The sequence below is a fragment of the Hoylesella nanceiensis DSM 19126 = JCM 15639 genome, from assembly GCF_000379965.1.
GTDB classification, from domain to species: domain Bacteria; phylum Bacteroidota; class Bacteroidia; order Bacteroidales; family Bacteroidaceae; genus Prevotella; species Prevotella nanceiensis.
Map to the genome: position 1 here is coordinate 20,399 of NZ_KB904332.1, position 17,411 is coordinate 37,809.

The 17,411-nt window shown below is 38.6% G+C and carries 21 protein-coding genes; 16 read left to right on the forward strand and 5 right to left on the reverse strand.

Going from position 1 to position 17,411, the window contains the following annotated elements; genetic code table 11:
- The first annotated feature begins 32 nt into the window (after positions 1–32).
- From A3GM_RS0107865 to A3GM_RS0107910, 10 genes are all read left to right on the forward strand, one after another.
- The gene (locus tag A3GM_RS0107865) at positions 33–983 is read left to right on the forward strand and encodes a glycosyltransferase family 2 protein (protein ID WP_018362838.1); all 951 of its coding nucleotides are present in this window, start codon (positions 33–35) and stop codon (positions 981–983) included.
- A gap of 35 nt (positions 984–1,018) precedes the next feature.
- Positions 1,019–1,495: a DUF6452 family protein gene (locus A3GM_RS0107870; protein ID WP_018362839.1), complete on the forward strand. Its 477-nt coding sequence runs from the start codon at positions 1,019–1,021 to the stop codon at positions 1,493–1,495.
- A complete protein-coding gene (locus A3GM_RS0107875) occupies positions 1,446–2,168 on the forward strand; it encodes a DUF6048 family protein (RefSeq protein WP_018362840.1) in 723 nt (240 codons plus the stop codon). Before A3GM_RS0107870 ends, A3GM_RS0107875 begins: the two co-directional genes overlap by 50 nt.
- Before the next feature lie 86 nt (positions 2,169–2,254).
- Positions 2,255–3,283 carry an FAD:protein FMN transferase gene (locus tag A3GM_RS0107880; RefSeq protein ID WP_018362841.1) on the forward strand — a complete coding sequence of 343 codons (1,029 nt, stop codon included), beginning with the start codon at positions 2,255–2,257 and terminating at the stop codon, positions 3,281–3,283.
- A 3-nt stretch (positions 3,284–3,286) separates the two neighbouring features.
- The gene (locus tag A3GM_RS0107885; protein WP_018362842.1) at positions 3,287–3,973 is read left to right on the forward strand and encodes a Crp/Fnr family transcriptional regulator; all 687 of its coding nucleotides are present in this window, start codon (positions 3,287–3,289) and stop codon (positions 3,971–3,973) included.
- Between the two features lie 17 nt (positions 3,974–3,990).
- On the forward strand, positions 3,991–6,072 hold the full coding sequence (locus A3GM_RS0107890) for a M3 family metallopeptidase (protein WP_018362843.1): 2,082 nt from the start codon (positions 3,991–3,993) through the stop codon (positions 6,070–6,072).
- A gap of 9 nt (positions 6,073–6,081) precedes the next feature.
- The gene (locus A3GM_RS0107895) at positions 6,082–6,513 is read left to right on the forward strand and encodes a dCMP deaminase family protein (RefSeq protein ID WP_009228337.1); all 432 of its coding nucleotides are present in this window, start codon (positions 6,082–6,084) and stop codon (positions 6,511–6,513) included.
- A 21-nt stretch (positions 6,514–6,534) separates the two neighbouring features.
- Positions 6,535–8,196: a S41 family peptidase gene (locus A3GM_RS11155; RefSeq protein ID WP_422723606.1), complete on the forward strand. Its 1,662-nt coding sequence runs from the start codon at positions 6,535–6,537 to the stop codon at positions 8,194–8,196.
- A 15-nt stretch (positions 8,197–8,211) separates the two neighbouring features.
- Positions 8,212–8,754, forward strand: coding sequence for a 5-formyltetrahydrofolate cyclo-ligase (locus tag A3GM_RS0107905; RefSeq protein WP_018362845.1), 543 nt, complete (start codon positions 8,212–8,214; stop codon positions 8,752–8,754).
- 401 nt (positions 8,755–9,155) lie between these two features.
- On the forward strand, positions 9,156–9,797 hold the full coding sequence (locus tag A3GM_RS0107910; protein ID WP_018362846.1) for a porin family protein: 642 nt from the start codon (positions 9,156–9,158) through the stop codon (positions 9,795–9,797).
- Positions 9,798–9,886: 89 nt separating this feature from the next.
- On the opposite strand, the gene A3GM_RS0107915 is transcribed toward A3GM_RS0107910, so the two are convergent.
- Positions 9,887–10,180, reverse strand: a complete 294-nt coding sequence (locus A3GM_RS0107915) for a DciA family protein (protein WP_018362847.1) — start codon at positions 10,178–10,180, stop codon at positions 9,887–9,889.
- 1 nt (position 10,181) lies between these two features.
- Complete coding sequence (recF, locus tag A3GM_RS0107920; protein ID WP_018362848.1) at positions 10,182–11,291, reverse strand: DNA replication/repair protein RecF; 1,110 nt, start codon at positions 11,289–11,291, stop codon at positions 10,182–10,184.
- Between the two features lie 265 nt (positions 11,292–11,556).
- On the opposite strand from recF, the gene A3GM_RS0107925 reads away from it, so the two are divergent.
- The 3 genes from A3GM_RS0107925 to A3GM_RS0107940 all read left to right on the forward strand — a co-directional run bounded on the left by A3GM_RS0107925 (position 11,557) and on the right by A3GM_RS0107940 (position 13,330).
- Positions 11,557–12,258, forward strand: a complete 702-nt coding sequence (locus tag A3GM_RS0107925) for a tetratricopeptide repeat protein (RefSeq protein WP_018362849.1) — start codon at positions 11,557–11,559, stop codon at positions 12,256–12,258.
- A 5-nt stretch (positions 12,259–12,263) separates the two neighbouring features.
- Entirely contained in the window at positions 12,264–12,740 is a 477-nt protein-coding gene (gene ribH, locus A3GM_RS0107930; protein WP_018362850.1) for a 6,7-dimethyl-8-ribityllumazine synthase, read from the forward strand.
- A 206-nt stretch (positions 12,741–12,946) separates the two neighbouring features.
- On the forward strand, positions 12,947–13,330 hold the full coding sequence (locus A3GM_RS0107940; RefSeq protein ID WP_018362852.1) for a hypothetical protein: 384 nt from the start codon (positions 12,947–12,949) through the stop codon (positions 13,328–13,330).
- Positions 13,331–13,432: 102 nt separating this feature from the next.
- Here A3GM_RS0107940 and A3GM_RS0107945 read toward each other — a convergent pair whose 3' ends face one another.
- Complete coding sequence (locus A3GM_RS0107945; protein WP_018362853.1) at positions 13,433–13,882, reverse strand: nucleoside deaminase; 450 nt, start codon at positions 13,880–13,882, stop codon at positions 13,433–13,435.
- A 99-nt stretch (positions 13,883–13,981) separates the two neighbouring features.
- Between A3GM_RS0107945 and A3GM_RS0107950 the strand changes: the two genes are divergently transcribed.
- The 3 genes from A3GM_RS0107950 to pyrH are packed head-to-tail and all read left to right on the forward strand — an operon-like array spanning position 13,982 to position 15,859.
- Complete coding sequence (locus A3GM_RS0107950; RefSeq protein ID WP_018362854.1) at positions 13,982–14,356, forward strand: YraN family protein; 375 nt, start codon at positions 13,982–13,984, stop codon at positions 14,354–14,356.
- Between the two features lie 9 nt (positions 14,357–14,365).
- Positions 14,366–15,103: a biotin--[acetyl-CoA-carboxylase] ligase gene (locus A3GM_RS0107955; RefSeq protein ID WP_018362855.1), complete on the forward strand. Its 738-nt coding sequence runs from the start codon at positions 14,366–14,368 to the stop codon at positions 15,101–15,103.
- Between the two features lie 45 nt (positions 15,104–15,148).
- Positions 15,149–15,859 (forward strand): UMP kinase, encoded by a 711-nt coding sequence (gene pyrH / locus A3GM_RS0107960; protein ID WP_018362856.1) that lies wholly within the window; start codon positions 15,149–15,151, stop codon positions 15,857–15,859.
- A gap of 506 nt (positions 15,860–16,365) precedes the next feature.
- On the opposite strand, the gene A3GM_RS0107965 is transcribed toward pyrH, so the two are convergent.
- Both A3GM_RS0107965 and pssA read right to left on the reverse strand, forming a co-directional pair.
- Positions 16,366–16,635 carry a DUF4834 family protein gene (locus tag A3GM_RS0107965; RefSeq protein ID WP_018362857.1) on the reverse strand — a complete coding sequence of 90 codons (270 nt, stop codon included), beginning with the start codon at positions 16,633–16,635 and terminating at the stop codon, positions 16,366–16,368.
- Positions 16,636–16,658: 23 nt separating this feature from the next.
- On the reverse strand, positions 16,659–17,405 hold the full coding sequence (gene pssA / locus A3GM_RS0107970; protein ID WP_018362858.1) for a CDP-diacylglycerol--serine O-phosphatidyltransferase: 747 nt from the start codon (positions 17,403–17,405) through the stop codon (positions 16,659–16,661).
- Positions 17,406–17,411: the final 6 nt, after the last annotated feature.

Below are 17,411 nucleotides of genomic sequence, written 5' to 3' on the forward strand. Positions count from 1 at the left end.
TGAATACATAACACAACAAATCAACAACAACTATGAACATTTCGGTAGTTATACCCTTATATAATGAAGAAGAATCGTTACCAGAGCTATATGAGTGGATTGAACGAGTGATGAACAATAACAACTTTAGCTTTGAAGTGATTTTTATTAACGATGGTTCGAGAGACAATTCGTGGAAAGTAATCGAAGAACTAGCTCAAAAATCACCTCATGTTAAAGGCATTAAGTTTAGACGTAACTACGGAAAAAGTCCTGCTTTATACTGCGGTTTCAAAGAAGCTCAAGGCGATGTGGTGATTACTATGGACGCAGACTTACAAGATTCGCCCAACGAAATACCCGAGTTGTATCGCATGATTACTGAAGAAGGTTACGACTTGGTGTCGGGTTACAAAGAGAAACGCTACGACCCACTCTCTAAAACCATTCCTACCAAGCTCTTTAATGCAACAGCTCGCAAGATAAGTGGTATTCATAACCTTCACGATTTCAATTGTGGTTTGAAGGCATATCGCTTAGATGTAGTGAAAAATATCGAAGTTTATGGCGAAATGCACCGCTATATTCCTTATTTAGCAAAGAATGCAGGTTTCGAAAAGATTGGAGAAAAGATCGTACAACACCAAGCTCGCAAATATGGAACATCAAAATTTGGTCTTAATAGATTCTTTAATGGCTATTTGGATCTTATCACTTTATGGTTCTTAAGCAACTTTGGTAAGAATCCAATGCATGTCTTTGGCTTCTTAGGTTCTATCTTCTTCATCATTGGTTTCTTTGCAGCTGCAATTATAGGAGCCGATAAATTGTGGGCATTGTCGCAAGGCATTCCACAGCGTTTGGTTACTGATTCGCCCTATTTCTATATCTCTTTAACAATGATGATATTGGGAACACAGTTGTTTATGACGGGCTTTATCGGTGATTTGGTGAGTCGTTCGTCGGCAAATCGCAACGACTATCAGATTGAAAAGACCATCTAAAACGAATTATCTCACAACAACACAAGTATAAAAGAATGAAAAAATTAATATATTTCTTTTTTCTCTCGCTTTTCATTTCAGCGTGTTCATCAACCGATTGCCCTCTAAGTAGTGGTGTATTGTCACGCTATAAGCTAATGGGAAACGTCAAGAAATTAGCCGATACGCTCACCATCTCGACCCAACGCCATACCAGTGGCGACACGATTTTATTGAATAAAGCGGTGAATGTGGATAGTTTCGACTTGCCAATGAGCTTTCAAGGAAACGAAGATGTGTTGTTTTTAAGTGTAACAGACACCAACAAAGTGACTTGGAAAGATACTATTCGCATCACAAAGACCAACGAACCACATTTCGAGTCGGTTGATTGTGCGGCTGCATTCTTTCATACTATTCAAAAAGTAACATTCTCTCGCAACGCAATAGATTCTGTTGTCGTTCATAAATCAAAAGTAACAAATGACAATTCACAAACACATTTCTACCTATATTTTAAGAGTCAGCGTTAGTATTCTGCTCTTTTACATCGGTATTGCAGTGCAGGCACAACCAAAAAAGCTGCCTTTTAAGGCGAAAAGCGATTCGGTTGCGTTTTTCAATGGCGTGACATTGTCGGTCGACCTCATTGGAATTGGACAGAACTTACTAAGTAACGAAGGACAATACGAGGCCAGTTTGCGTGCCAACTTAAAGGATAAATACTTCCCTATCATTGAGTTAGGATATGGAAAGAGCGACACTAAGGGCGATGAAACTAAGATTTTGTATAGCACAAAGGCACCATACGGTCGCATTGGTATCGACTTTAATGTGATGAAGAATAAACACGACATCTATAGAGTATTCGTTGGAGGTCGTTATGGCTTTTCTTCTTTTAAATATAACATCGAAGCTCCTGGTGTAGTTGACCCTGTTTTCGGTGGCATTGCACCTTTTGGTGCCAACAACATCAGCGGTTCTTATCACTGGTTTGAGGCTGTATTTGGGCTCGATGCACACATCGTTGGACCTCTAAGAGCTGGTTGGAGCGTTCGATATAAAAACAGATTGGCAAAGAAAGTGGGCGAAATTGGAGAGCCTTATTATGTTCCTGGATATGGAAGAGGAGGCAGTTCTACCTTTGGAGGCACTTTTTATGTGGCAATAGAGTTATTGAACAAAACAAAGAAAGGAAAGAAGTAGGCAACTATAAGCTATCTTTCTCTTTCCAACAAAAATAAAGAATAATAATTGATAACATCTCACTTTCACGATAATAGACACATAACATGGCAACAAAACAGATAAAAAAACGCCTCTATTGGCAAATACCTCTCTTGCTATTGCTCGTCATTGGTACGATATATATCAGCAAACAGCAAAGAAATATGCCTTATATAGAGAATCAAGGAACGATATTTGGAACGACATATCACATCACTTATCAAAATGATGACGACCTTCATAAAGAGATTTTAGCGGAGTTAAACAAGGTAGATACAGCCCTATCTACTTTTAATCCACAATCTATCATATCAAAAATCAATAACAATCAGCCCACACGCACCAATGAGTTGTTCGACAAGGTGTTTCTTCTTGCCGAAGACATCAGTAACAAAACAGATGGAGCTTTCGACATAACGGTTGCTCCTTTGGTTAATGAATGGGGCTTTGGGTTTAAGAAAGGCGTTGAACCTACAAAGCAAGTGATTGACAGTTTGCTTCAGCTCACTGGATATAAGAAGGTGCATTTGGTGAACAATACTGTGAAAAAAGACGACAAACGCATTATGATTGACTGCAGTGCGATTGCTAAAGGCTTTGGAAGTGATGTGGTTGCAAGCTACTTAAAGCGTCAAGGTGTGAAGAACTTTATGATTGAAATAGGCGGAGAGATAGTGACTTCGGGAATCAGTTCTAAGCGTCTTCCTTGGAAAATAGGTGTTATTAAGCCCACAGACGATATCACTCAGCAAAGTCAAGAAGTGCAAACTATCCTCAATGTAACCGACAAAGCAATGGCAACCAGTGGTAATTATCGTAACTTTTACTATAAAGGTGGAAAGAAATATGCCCACACTATCGACCCTGCAACGGGCTATCCTGTTCAGCATAACATTCTTTCTTCTACCGTAATAGCTAACAATTGCGCTACAGCCGATGCCTATGCAACAGCCTTTATGGTGATGGGTTTAGACAAAGCGAAAAGGGTTTTAGAGCAACATAAAGAGATAATGGCTTATTTTATCTATGCTGATAAAGATGGAAAGAATGCCGTTTGGTACTCACCTACATTAAAAGACAAAATCGTTAAGTAAGCTATGGAGCAGTCGCCGACATCACATCTCAAGCTATTAGCACTGCCCTTGTTTCAAGGAATCACGCAACAAGAGTTGCATAAGCTTGCTGCCCATGCCCGTTTTCACTTTCAAAAGCTAAACAGTGGCATAACCTTTATCAAAGAAGGAGAGGCATGCAAGGACTTATTCTTTTTGCTACAAGGAAAGATTGAGATAACTACTTCGGCGGCAAACAATTCCTTTATGGTAAAAGAATGGCTCGAAACGCCTTCTGTTATACAGCCTGAACGATTGCTTGGACTTAGTCCTTGGTTCTCGTCTACATACACAACGCAAGAGAAAAGCAGTATTTTAAGCATTGATAAAGAAAGTATTTTGAGTTTCATCGAGCACTCATTTGTCTTCCGAATCAATTTTATGAATATCTTATCTACCCGCATTCAAAAGATGGAACGACAGCAATGGCGTCCCTCAAGCTACTCATTAAGAGAAAGAGTTATTCGTTTTTTCGAGCAACATGTATATAATATAGGTGGCGAAAAGATATTCTTCATCAAAATGATAACGCTTGCAAAGGAAATGAATGTAAAGCGAATAAAGGTGTCGAACGTATTAAATGAATTGCAAAACGAGCACCTCTTAAAGCTAGAAAGGGGTAGAATTATCATTCCTGCGCTTGAAAAACTCATTCAAAAAGCACAATTATAAGATTAAATCAACGAAATATGGCAACACAAGATAATAAGAACTCAATAGCGAATAATCCTTTTTTTAATGATTATTCCACTCCACATAACACCGTTCCATTCCACCTTATCAAGCTAGAACACTACGAAGAAGCTTTCATGGAGGGAATGAAAAGAGAGAAAGAAGAACTCGATAAGATTATAAATAATGAGGAAGAGCCAACTTTCGACAATACTATCATATACAAAGACGAAACAAAAGGCGAGCATTATTACGACTTATTAGGACGTGCTTCTACTGTCTTTTCGTGTATGTTAGGTGCTGAAACAAACGATGATCTCGATGCTTTAGCTCAAAAGATGAGTCCTCTTCTCACCCAACATGCTAATGATATGCAGCTAAATGAAAAGCTTTTCAAACGCATTAAGCATGTTTATGAGCACCATAGAGAGCTTACTCCTGAAGAAGCTACATTGCTTCAAAAGGTGTATGACGGCTTTGTTAGAAGCGGTGCGCTATTGAATGAAGAGGGAAAAGAGCAATTTAGACGATTAAGCGAGGAAGCAAGTTTGTTGTCATTGCAGTTCTCTCAAAACCTATTAAAAGAGAATAAAGCATTCGAATTGCATCTAACTAACGAGGAAGACCTTGATGGTTTGCCTGAAAGTGCACGTCAAATGGCGGCTCATACGGCACAAGAACAAAATAAAGAGGGTTGGATTTTCACCCTAGATTTCCCTAGTTACTCTCCTTTTCTCACCTATTCTACAAAGAGAGAACTAAGAGAAAAGCTCTATATGGCGAAGAATACAGAGGGAATTCACGATAATCCAGAGAACAACTTGGCAATATGTACACGCTTAATAAATATCCGTAGAGAGCTAGCTCAATTGCTTGGACACGACACTTACGCTGATTATGTGTTAGAACACCGCATGGCAAGTAGTGTAAAGAACGTGTATAAGCTTTTCAATGACCTTATTTCTGCTTATAAGCCACAAGCTATTAAGGAGCTAAAAGAGGTAGAACAGCTTGCAAAAGAAATGGAAGGAGATGCTTTTGAGATGCAACCTTGGGACTTTGGATACTACTCTCACAAGCTACAATTACAGAAATACAACATCGATTCGGAAATGCTTCGCCCCTACTTCGAACTTTCTAAGGTGATAGAAGGAGTGTTTGGATTGGCTAATCGCTTGTATGGTATCTCGTTTAAAGAAAACAATGAGATTCCAGTTTATCATCAAGACGTTAAGGCTTACGATGTGTTTGATGCCGACGGAAGCTATCTTGCGGTGTTTTATGCCGACTTTCACCCTCGAAAAGGAAAGCAAGGCGGTGCTTGGATGACTGAATTCCAAGGCCAATGGATCAATAGAAAGGGCGAAAATATTCGTCCTCACGTCAGTGTTGTGATGAATTTCACTAAGCCAACACCACAAAAACCAGCCTTATTAACGCTTGGAGAAGTAGAAACTTTCTTGCATGAGTTCGGTCATTCACTACATGGTATGTTCGCAAATACACGCTTTGGCAGTTTAAGTGGCACCAATGTATGGTGGGATTTTGTTGAACTCCCATCGCAATTCATGGAAAACTATGCAACAGAGAAAGAATTTTTACGTACCTTTGCTTATCACTTCGAGTCTGGAGAGCCTATTCCTGATGAATTGATAGATAGAATTATTAAGAGTAAAAACTATCTTTCAGCTTACGGTTGCTTACGTCAAGTGAGCTTAGGTCTATTAGATATGGCCTATTACACACAGAAAGATGAGTTCAAAGAAGATATTATTACATTTGAGAAAGATGCTTGGAAAGATGCAATTATCACGAAACAACTTCCTAATACCTGTATGACCACCCAGTTCTCACATATTATTTCGGGCGGATATGCAGCGGGTTACTATAGTTATAAGTGGGCAGAAGTGTTAGATGCAGACGCTTTTAGCCTCTTTAAAAAGAACGGAATATTCGACAAGAATACTGCTCTTAGCTTTAGAGAGAATATTCTTTCAAAGGGAGGAACAGAGCATCCGATGACTTTATACAAGCGTTTTAGAGGACAAGAGCCCACTATCGACGCTCTATTAGAACGCAATGGAATTAAAAAGAATTAAGCCTTTACAATGACAAAGAATACAGACAAACAGCATATTTTAGATATTCGCTACCTCAGAATGGCACGAATATGGGCTGAAAACAGCTATTGCGAGCGACGCAAAGTGGGCGCAATAGTGGTAAAAGACAAAATGATTATCAGCGATGGGTATAACGGAACGCCCGAAGGTTTTGAGAATGTGTGCGAGGATTCCAACCAAATTACAAAGCCTTATGTGCTCCATGCCGAAGCAAATGCCATCACTAAGCTGGCAAGAAGCTCTAACAATAGCGAGGGAGCAACATTATATGTCACCGCATCGCCATGTATAGAATGCTCTAAACTCATTATTCAATCGGGAATAAAGAGAGTTGTTTATGGCGAGAAATACCGTTTAGAAGACGGTATTAACCTATTAAAAAGAGCTGGAGTAGACGTTGAATATCTTGAAGTAGAATAAAGATTATAGGAGAATACAAAGATGAAAATAAACCGAAACCATTCTAATCGCTACATGCCATTATTGCTTGCATTATGCGTTATCGTTGGTATCATCATCGGAACATTCTATGCAAACCACTTTTCTGGTAATAGATTAAACATCATTAATTCAGGAAGTAGCCGACTAAACAACCTCCTTCACATCATTGACGACCAATATGTGGACAATGTAAACATTGATTCTTTGGTGGATAAGGCTATTCCTCAAATCTTATCTGAGCTTGATCCGCACTCTGTTTACATTCCTGCGAAAGACGCCCAGGCAACAACTGACGAGCTAAAGGGTTCTTTTTCGGGCATAGGAGTTGAGTTTGTGATCCGTCAAGACACCATTCACGTGCAGAATGTCATTGAAAATGGACCTGCAGAACGTGCTGGTTTACTTGCTGGAGACAAGATTGTAGCAGTTGATGGTAAACCTTTTGTAGGTAAAAAGGTAACCAACGAAGAAGCCATGAGAGTGCTTAAAGGCCCTAAAGACACCAAAATTAAGATCTCAGTCAAGCGATATGGCCACAAAGAGCCTATCACTTACACCGTAACACGTGGCGAAATACCTCGCAAGAGCGTGTCGGCTGCTTATATGATCAACAGCACTGTGGGCTATATACGCATTAAGAGCTTTGGAGAAACAACCTATCCCGAATTATTAATCGCCCTTGCTAAGTTGTCACAAGAAGGCTTTAAGGAGCTAATTATCGACCTTCGAGACAATACTGGTGGTTATTTAGAGAGCGCAATACAAATAGCTAACGAGTTTTTACCTAAGAATAAGCTCATAGTTTACACGCAAGGACGCAAGAGTCCACGTCAAGACTATCGCAGTGACGGTCATGGTAGCTACCAAAAGATACCTCTTGTGGTGCTAATTAACGAGGGTTCAGCCTCAGCTTCTGAGATTTTGGCAGGTGCCATACAAGATAATGACCGTGGCACTATCATCGGTCGCCGTTCATTTGGTAAGGGATTGGTTCAACAACAGATAGGTTTCCAAGACGGAAGTCTTATGCGTTTAACCATTGCACGCTACTATACCCCTTCAGGTAGATCAATTCAGAAACCTTATGTCGCTGGAGATGAAGCTGCTTATGCACAAGATTTGATTTCAAGATACCAACATGGAGAGTTCTTCTCACAAGATAGTATCAAGCACACAGGCCCTGCTTATCACACAAGTATCGGTCGAAAGGTTTACGGAGGCGGTGGTATCACTCCCGACTTGTTTGTTCCTGAAGACACAACCAACTACACTTCATATTACAAACAGGCTACAATGAGCGGTTTAATTTTGCAATATGCATTTAATTATACCGATAACAACCGCCAAAAGCTAAAGGAATTGAAAACCGTTGATGCGCTTACAAGCTACCTTACTAAGCAAAATTTGGTTGATAAATTTGCAACATTTGCCGACTCGCACGGCTTAAAACGTCGCAATTTGATGATTCAAAAGTCGTATAAGTTAATCGAACAATTCATCATTAGCAGAATTGTTTACAACTTATTGAACGAAGAAGCATGGACAGATTACATCAACAGAGGAGATGCAACTATCACAAAAGCCCTTCAAGTGTTTAAAGAAGGTAAGTCATTCCCACAGAAACCCGTGCAAAAGCCCTCTGTAATGCAACCTAAAAGATAACGCAGAGAACACTCAATGAATCAAGAAAAGATTTCTATTCGAAATACAATTAAAGAACAAATGCGACATCTCACCACCGAAAAAGTGGGCGAGATGTCGCTTGCTTTCGTCCCCACTCTATTGCAACACCCCCGCATTAAGGAAGCACAAACCATTCTTTTATATTGCGCCTTGCCCACCGAAGTGCAAACACTTCAATTGATTAAAGAGTTGAAAAAGCAGGGAAAGGACATTGTTTTGCCTGTTGTTACGGGAGAAACAACGATGGAAATAAGAACGTTTACAGATGAGAACGATTTGGAAAAAGGTCCCTTTGGAATATTAGAGCCACAAGGCAAAGTACTGAACGAATTGTCTTTAATTGACATTGCCATAGTTCCTGGATTGGCTTTCAGTGCAGATGGCAAGCGACTTGGGCGTGGAAAGGGCTACTACGATCGTCTTCTTAAACGCATTCCCCAATGCTATAAAATAGGAATATGCTTCTCGTTTCAACTCATCAACCACATTCCCACTACCCAACACGACGTGATGATGAACGAAGTAATTGCCCTTTAATACCTATATATAATAAGGTGTAAGTGGGAAAAGAATTTCTTTTGAGGATTGACTAATAACGATATTCAACAAAAAAAGCAAGAGATTTAAAATCAAGTAGATACCCACTTGATAACGATAGCCGCATCCTTTGCGGCTTTTTTCTTGCTCAGCCCTGCGCAAAAGCAGTGTTTTTACACTTCAAAAGCATTGCTTTTTGCATGCAAACTCAATGCTTTTAGGACACAATATCAATGCTATTACAACCTTTGTTATTGAGTTAAAAGAGAAAGGGCATGAGCAATAGAAACAAAACACAAATTAAATGTAGTGAAATAGACCAAAATTTGTAAGTCTTTTTAATTCCTTTCTAATTGTTATCTTTAAATTTGTACATACAAACAATCAACAAAATAACAAGTATGAAAAGATTTTTTACATCATTGGCTCTTGCAACTTGTGCCTTAATTGGTTATGCACAACAACCTACAGGCACGTTTAGTGTGAAGCCTTTTGTGGGTACAACCATCACAAAATTACAGCCTATCACAGACAATAAAGTGGATATGAAGCTGGGAGCTGTGGCTGGTGCTGAATTAGAATATCAACTATTAGACAAAGCTTCGGTTGCTGTTGGGGTACAATTCCTAACACAAGGTTCGAGAGCAAAGCAGACTATAGAAGATAATGGCCCTATAGTTAGAAAATCACTGAATTCAGAGTACATCTCAATCCCACTTACATTCAACTATTATGTCATTCCAAATTTAGCTGTAAAAGCAGGAATTGAGGGTAACATTCAAACTCGTTCGCAAATGATTTACAAAAACGATGAGGGCAACACACCCTATGATTTAACAAGTAAATTCACCCACTTCCTCGTTGCATTGCCCATTGGGGTGTCGTATGAATACAACAATTTTGTGTTAGACGCACGCTATTCGCTACCTCTAACCAAGATAACTGAAGGTCGTTATATGAGTCTTGACACTGCAGGTGAATTCCCTTTGAATGGCAAGTATCACACCTTCCAAATTACACTTGGCTACAAATTCAAGATTTAAACATCTATATTGAAACACAATAACGCAAAAGTCGCCTTGCTTGCCCATGTTGCAAACAAAGCGACTTTCATCTTTTATCTATTAAAGGTCTAATGAATTCGAATGTCACTAATCACCATATTGCCCCCAGCAGCCTCGTTTAAAGCTTTAATAAGATCGGTTCTGCGCATCAACAAATCGTTTCTTACAGCAGGATTCACAATCTTAACATGCAGTGTTTGATTGTAAATATATTTTTCGGTGGTGTATTTTGCCACCACATTTCCAACCACTTCGTCCCAAGCATCAATCACTCTATGTTGCAGAAGAGGTGTTTCGAGTCCGCTTCTTCTTAGATATTGCCCCAGAATTTCATGAATTTGTTTCGCCTGTTTCTTAAACATCCTATGCTTCTTGCTTAATAGTTATCTGTCCGTTGTCTACATGAAACAACTTATAATCAAAGTTTCCCATTTTCAAAATCGAGTCAAGATGATCTCTATTGGTGTCGGTTATGAAAATTTGTCCATAGCTATCGTTGGCAACAAGATTAACAATGCGCTCCACTCTGTTAGCATCTAACTTGTCGAAAATATCGTCTAACAATAAAAGAGGCGTGGTTTTAGAGGCGGTTCGCTTTAAGAAATCGAACTGAGCAAGCTTCAATGCCAACACAAATGTTTTGTTTTGGCCTTGACTTCCCTCTTTTTTCATCTGATAACCACCGAGCAACATCTCTAAATCATCACGATGAATACCATGCAACGAATAGCCAACTGCACGATCTTTAAAGCGATCTCGCTGAATAACATCAAGTAAATCACCTCGTTGACAATGCGAAATATAATTCAAACTAACGGTTTCTTTGCCTCCAGATATCTGCTGATAAATCTGCTGAAACACAGGTATAAAATCCTCAACAAACGCCAATCGCTTTTGATAAACAATGGTTCCTTGCTCTGCCATCTCTTCTTCAAAAAGCGAAATCAATGTATTGTCGGGCTCATTCTCTTGCTTTAGTAGTGCATTTCGCTGCTGCAATGCTTTAGAATAGCGCATAAGTGCCTCCATATAAGTGACATCTAGCTGCGAAATAACAATGTCTAAGAAACGTCTTCGGTCTTCACTTGGACCTTCAATAAGGGCTACATCTGATGGAGAAACAAAGACTAAGGGAATGAAACCGATGTGTTGCGACAATCGTTTGTATTCTTTTTTGTTGCGCTTAAAATGCTTTTTCGAGCCTCTTTTCATGCCGCAATAAATCAATTCCTCATCATTCGCCTCGTTAGTGTATAGTCCTTCGAGTACAAAGAAATCCTTATCGTGCATCATTACCTGCGAATCTACGGCATTAGAAGAGCTTCGACAGAATGAAAGATAATAAACAGCATCGAGCATATTGGTTTTTCCTACACCATTATGGCCTATAAAACAATTCATCTTTGGCGACAAATCGAGCGTTATATCTTCAATATTTTTATAATTAAGAAGCGTTATCTTCTTTAAAATCATATATCAATCTTAATTCTTTTTACAATATAAAAACGTTCAAAAAAGGGTCTTTTCAATCGTAATATTATCCCCAAAATACAAGGATAACAGCCCCTTAACGACCCGTCTTCAGGCAAAGTTACTTGTTTTAAAGTAGATAAAAGAAAAAAGTAGATAATAAATTTCACTATATGAGATAAAATAATTATTTTTGCATCACATTCGATCTATTCTCAAAAGCATATTTCGAGTACTAAGAAGACTAATAAAAAAACAACAAATAATAATGGTAAACAAAAAAGAAAACGCAGCTACCAATATGGCAGAGACGATTAGTTCGTCTGAAGCATTTATGCTAAAATATAAAAAGCATATTGCAATTGCAGTTGTAGCACTTATCGTTCTTGTTGCAGGTTTCTTCCTTTACAAGAACTATGTATCAGCTCCTCGTCAAGAAAAAGCAAGCACTGAACTTGCAAAAGGTCAAGAACTATTTGGAATGCAACAATTCGAAAAAGCGTTAAATGGCGATGGTGCAACCTTTAGTGGTTTCATTAAGCTTGCAAATGATTATAGTTCAACAGACGCAGGCAATCTTGCTAACCTCTATGCAGGTCTTTGTTACGCTAATTTAAATAAGTGGAACGAAGCTGTTAAGTATCTTGATAGCTACTCACCAGGCAACGATGCAATGGTAAGTCCAGCAGCAATCGCAGCTTTAGGTAACGCTTATGCACACGTAGGAAAGATAGATGAGGCAATTAAAGCATTGAAGAAAGCAGCAGACAAGGCTGACAGCAAGTCTGAAGATGGTGCAAACAACAGTCTTTCTCCAACCTTCTTACTTCAAGCAGGACAGCTACTTGAAAGCCAAAACAAAAAGGCTGACGCTTTAAAAGTTTATCAAGACATCAAGAAGAAATATGTAAATTCGGCTATTGTTCAAAGCCAAGAGATTGATAAATATATCGAACGAGCTTCTTTATAATAAGGATGGCAACAGCATTAAGAAACCTATCAAGCTATGATGCGACTAAAGTTCCAGACGCAAGTAATATGTGTTTCGGTATAGTTGTATCAGAATGGAATCCTGAAATCACAGGAGCTTTATTAGAAGGTGCAGTAAATACACTCGAGAGACATGGCGCAATTCCTGAGAATATCCATGTAAAGACAGTTCCAGGAAGCTTCGAATTGATCTACGGAGCACATCAAATGGTTCTCAATGGAGGATATGATGCACTCATAGTGTTAGGCTCTGTAATCAAAGGAGATACTCCTCACTTCGATTATATCTGCCAAGGTGTAACCACAGGAATAGCTCGTTTGAACACAACAAGTGAAATTCCCATTATCTATGGCTTATTAACTACCGACAATTTGCAACAGGCTTTAGACAGAGCAGGTGGTAAATTAGGTAACAAAGGCGATGAATGTGCAGTGGATGCGATAAAGATGGCTAAGTTTTAAGACCACTATTGCGACACACTAAAACACCAACTCAAAAGAACAGACAATAGAGTAAAGAATAAAAAGAGGGGCAGTTCTATTATGTTCTGCCCTACTTTGTTTCAACAAGTCAACTTTTTACGAAGCAAACCTCAACACCTTGAGCTTGCAACGTGCATTGAACCACATTCTTTATTCATCAACAACACAAAAGAAATAACAAGGATATGAAATTAAAACAATTATTTCAGGCATACGAATTTGAAGAGATTATGCCCGTAATCAACGAAATGTTTCCAGGAACAAGCAAATATCGTGAGCCTTTAAAAGTTGCTTACGACATATTACTTGAGTTAGAACCCATTCCAAGTAAGAAAGGTATTCTATACAAAATCATAGATAATAAAGCGAATGGAGAGACCTATATGGGTGCAGATGATAACAACTTCAGATCAACATGGCAGGTAGCACTGGGCAAAAGCGTCTCAAGAGCCAAAGGAGTTACATTGAGTGACGCTGAAGTTGCAGCCAACTGTTTGGTTAATCTTTGCTTCTTAGGCAAGTATCCACCAGCATTTGAAGCAGCACACAAAAAGCTATTGAAAGACTAAAAGGTGCTATATAGATAAAGGTGATAGAAGTTTTAAATACTTTCTATCACCTTTATTCGTTTCTATACCTCTCCTATTTCCTATAAGAAAAGCAGAGGTTTGTTATCTTTTACTTTTAAAAAAGTCTTGAATAATCGCCTTACATTCTTCCTCCATCACCCCTTTTGTAACCTTAGTCTTAGGGTGTAAGGCTTCAGGAGCAAAGCGCATAAAACCTCGTTTGTCGTCACTTGCACCATAAACAAGGCGTCCTAACTGCGACCAACCTATCGCTCCAGCACACATGATGCATGGTTCTAGCGTCACATACAAAGTACATTCGTTTAAATACTTACCTCCTAACGAGTTCGTTGCAGATGTAATGGCTTGCATTTCGGCATGAGCTGTGACATCACAAAGCATCTCTGTAAGGTTATGCGAGCGTGCAATAATCTTATCTTTAGCCACAACTACCGCTCCAACAGGTATCTCTCCAGCCTCAAAAGCAAGCTGAGCTTGTTCCAAAGCCTTAGCCATAAACCACTCATCGCCTTTCACTTGCGGTTCAATCATTCGTATTTCTTTTGTTATTATATTGCAAAAGTAGTGCTTTATTTTGATTATCTAGAATATTATTGTAAATTTGTAATGATATAGTAATTACATTTATTCATGGCGAAACATAACGAGCTAGGACACTGGGGTGAAGCTTTTGCTGCGAAATTCTTAGAGAACAAAGGCTACACTATTTGTGAAAGAGATTGGCATTATGGTAAACGTGACATCGACATCATAGCCTTTAATCCACAACATAACATCCTTGTTTTCATAGAAGTCAAGACAAGAGCCGACGAAACAATCACCCATCCTACTCAAGCTGTCGACAAAAGGAAGATTAAAAACATTGCTATTGCTGCCAATAGTTATGTAAAAGAGCGCAAAATTAGCTATGAATTACGATTCGATATCATATCAGTTATTGGGCACAATGAACACAATGCCAAGATAGAACATATTGAAGATGCGTTTAACCCCATGTTAATATAATTTCTATTTATGAAGATTCATATTGATTACATCGACCAGACAGAGTCTACAAACAGTTATTTAGCTAAGCAATCTGCTCCTCCAAGCAGTTTAATGAAAGTGATTGTTGCTCGTTCGCAAAGCGCAGGAAGAGGTCAAGGAACCAACTCTTGGGAAAGTGAAGACGGTAAAAACCTCACCTTTTCTCTTGATATCACTCGTCCGCAGGTTCCCCTTCATCTCAATTTTTACCTGTCAATGATTTCCGCTTTAGCAATACATGACGCCTTAAGTCGTTACTCTAAGGATCTAACTCTTAAGTGGCCCAACGACGTTTACTATAAAGATAAAAAGATTAGCGGCACACTTATCGAAACAAGTGTCAACTCTCAAATCATCACTCGTTGTATTTTTGGTATTGGAATCAATGTCAACCAAAAAGAATTTGTTAGTGATGCCCCCAATCCCATTTCGCTTATCAACATCATAAACTGCGAAACCAAGGTCTCAGAGATATTGTCTAAGACCCTAAAAGCCTTCCAAAAATATTACGACCAGTTGCGTCTCGGCTATTATAAGTCGGTTAAATTACAATATATGAACGTACTTTATCGTTCTAAAGGCGTATTTCCTTACAGAGATAAAGATGGATTATTCGAGGCAGAGATTGTGGAAATAAAAGACAACGGACATCTTTGTTTGAAAGATACTGAAGGAAGAATAAGAGAATACGAACAAAAAGAGGTGCAATTTGTGCTCCCTCAATAAAACAAAGCAACACAAACCAAAAGACAATATTAATATAATTAGAATATGGCAAGATACAAAAGAATTCTTTTAAAGCTAAGTGGTGAGAGCCTAATGGGCAGCCAAGGCTATGGAATTGATTCGCAACGACTACAAGACTACGCTCAACAAATCAAAGAAATACACGAGATGGGCGTACAAATAGGTATCGTTATCGGAGGTGGAAACATCTTTAGAGGATTGAGTGGAGCATCTAAAGGCTTCGATAGAGTGAAGGGAGACCAAATGGGTATGTGCGCAACTGTTATCAATTCGCTTGCTTTAAGTAGTGCACTTGGCGCATTGGGCGTTAAGAATAAAGTATTAACTGCCATCAGAATGGAGCCTATTGGCGAGTTCTACACAAAGTGGAAAGCTATTGAAAGCATGGAAGATGGATATGTTTGTATCTTCTCTGCGGGCACTGGTTGCCCTTATTTCACAACCGATACAGGTTCTTCTTTGCGTGGAATTGAGATTGAAGCAGACGTAATGTTAAAAGGAACAAGAGTAGATGGCATTTATACTGCCGACCCAGAGAAGGATCCTACTGCTACAAAGTTCAGCGAAATAACATACGACGAGATATATACTAAGGGATTAAAGGTGATGGATCTCACTGCAACAACAATGTGCAAGGAAAACAACCTACCTATTTATGTTTTTAATATGGACGTTGTTGGTAACCTTAAAAAGGTGATTGACGGAGAGGATATTGGTACTTATGTACACAACTAAATAGGTTTTACGCCCATTATTTTATTTCAATCCGTTAGGTTACGCAATGATTTTATAAGTTCAGTTGCCCAACTTAACGGATTTTCTTTTGCCCTAAAACCATCTATTTTCGTTACCATTTCAACCTTATAGCCTCAACATTCTCATTCAAAAGAAGTGATATTCTTCCCCTATTCTTTTCTTTCTCCTTCTAATTCTACTGCTATACATTCTGCCTTTTATCTCATTCTTCAACGCAACAGAACTATATATATAATATAAGGTGAAAGGACTTGTTGAACTAAGGCAATAAAGGGTGAATATAAAAGGATTGCTATTGTGGTGTAAAAGCAATGAAATTAGTAGGCAAAAGCATTGAGATGGGAGAGTAAAAGCACTGACATTACAAGTCCTACTCAAGAGAATAGATAAAGAAAAATCTATTAGTACATACAAAAAGAAAGCCTTATAGCCAACAAGCCATAAGTATTAGGGAATAAATCCAAATGAGGTAAGAATCTTATTGATTATTTTTCTTCTTCATAATCCACATATTCGCCTTCCTCTTTTGTAAAGATTTTGCGCCCTGTTTCTTGTGGATTGCGATAGTCTACAATAGTTTCTCCATTATCAGCACGATAGGTTCTGCCTCTTTCTTGTCGCTGTGTACTTTGTCGTTGCTTATTAAACATATTGGTAACATTCTTCACTCGACGATAAAGAATGAAGATCATGAGCCCAATAAAGATAAGTGCTGATAAAAATAAGTAGAAAATAAAACTCAAAAAACTTGCCATATCCTAAAAACAAAATGATAAAATTATGCCTTATTTCTTTCCATCAACGCCACAATTGCAGACAAAGCAACATAGCAAGCAATAACTATCCAAAAGCCATTGATGATGCCTGTTAGGGCGAACACAATGATTGAAAATGCTACAAAGCCATATTTTAGTTTGTTTTCTGCAAACGCATAGGTCTTAAACTTTAGTGCAAACATAGGTAGTTCGCATACTAATAGATAAGAAGTGATGAAAAGAAGGGCGATTATAAGCTGACGAGCGAATGAAAAGGTCTCGATAGTTGTGCTATGAGCAACAAGTAATGACGACCAAAAGAGGGCGTTTGCTGGTGTGGGAAGACCAATAAACGAGGTGGTTTGACGTTCGTCTAAGTTGAATTTTGCAAGTCGAAGGGCTGAAAAAGCGGCTAAGATAAATGCCACAAATGGTAGTATTGGCTGCACTTTTAAGCAGAATGTGCCACACGATGCAGTTGCAAAACAAGAGGTTGTAAGTGCTGTTAGCTCTGTAAAGATCATCGTTGCAGGAGCTACTCCGAATGTAATAACATCTGCTAATGAATCTAACTCTTTTCCAATTGGAGATGATACGTGAAGTAAGCGTGCAACCATTCCATCAAAAAAGTCGAATATTGCACCTATGATAATAAATAAAAAAGCTTCTTTAAAACGTGCTCCAAATGCAAAATACACGGCAATACATCCTGAAATGAGATTGCTACATGTTAGCATGTTGGGTATGTTCTTCTTCAAACTGTTGATCATCTTCTA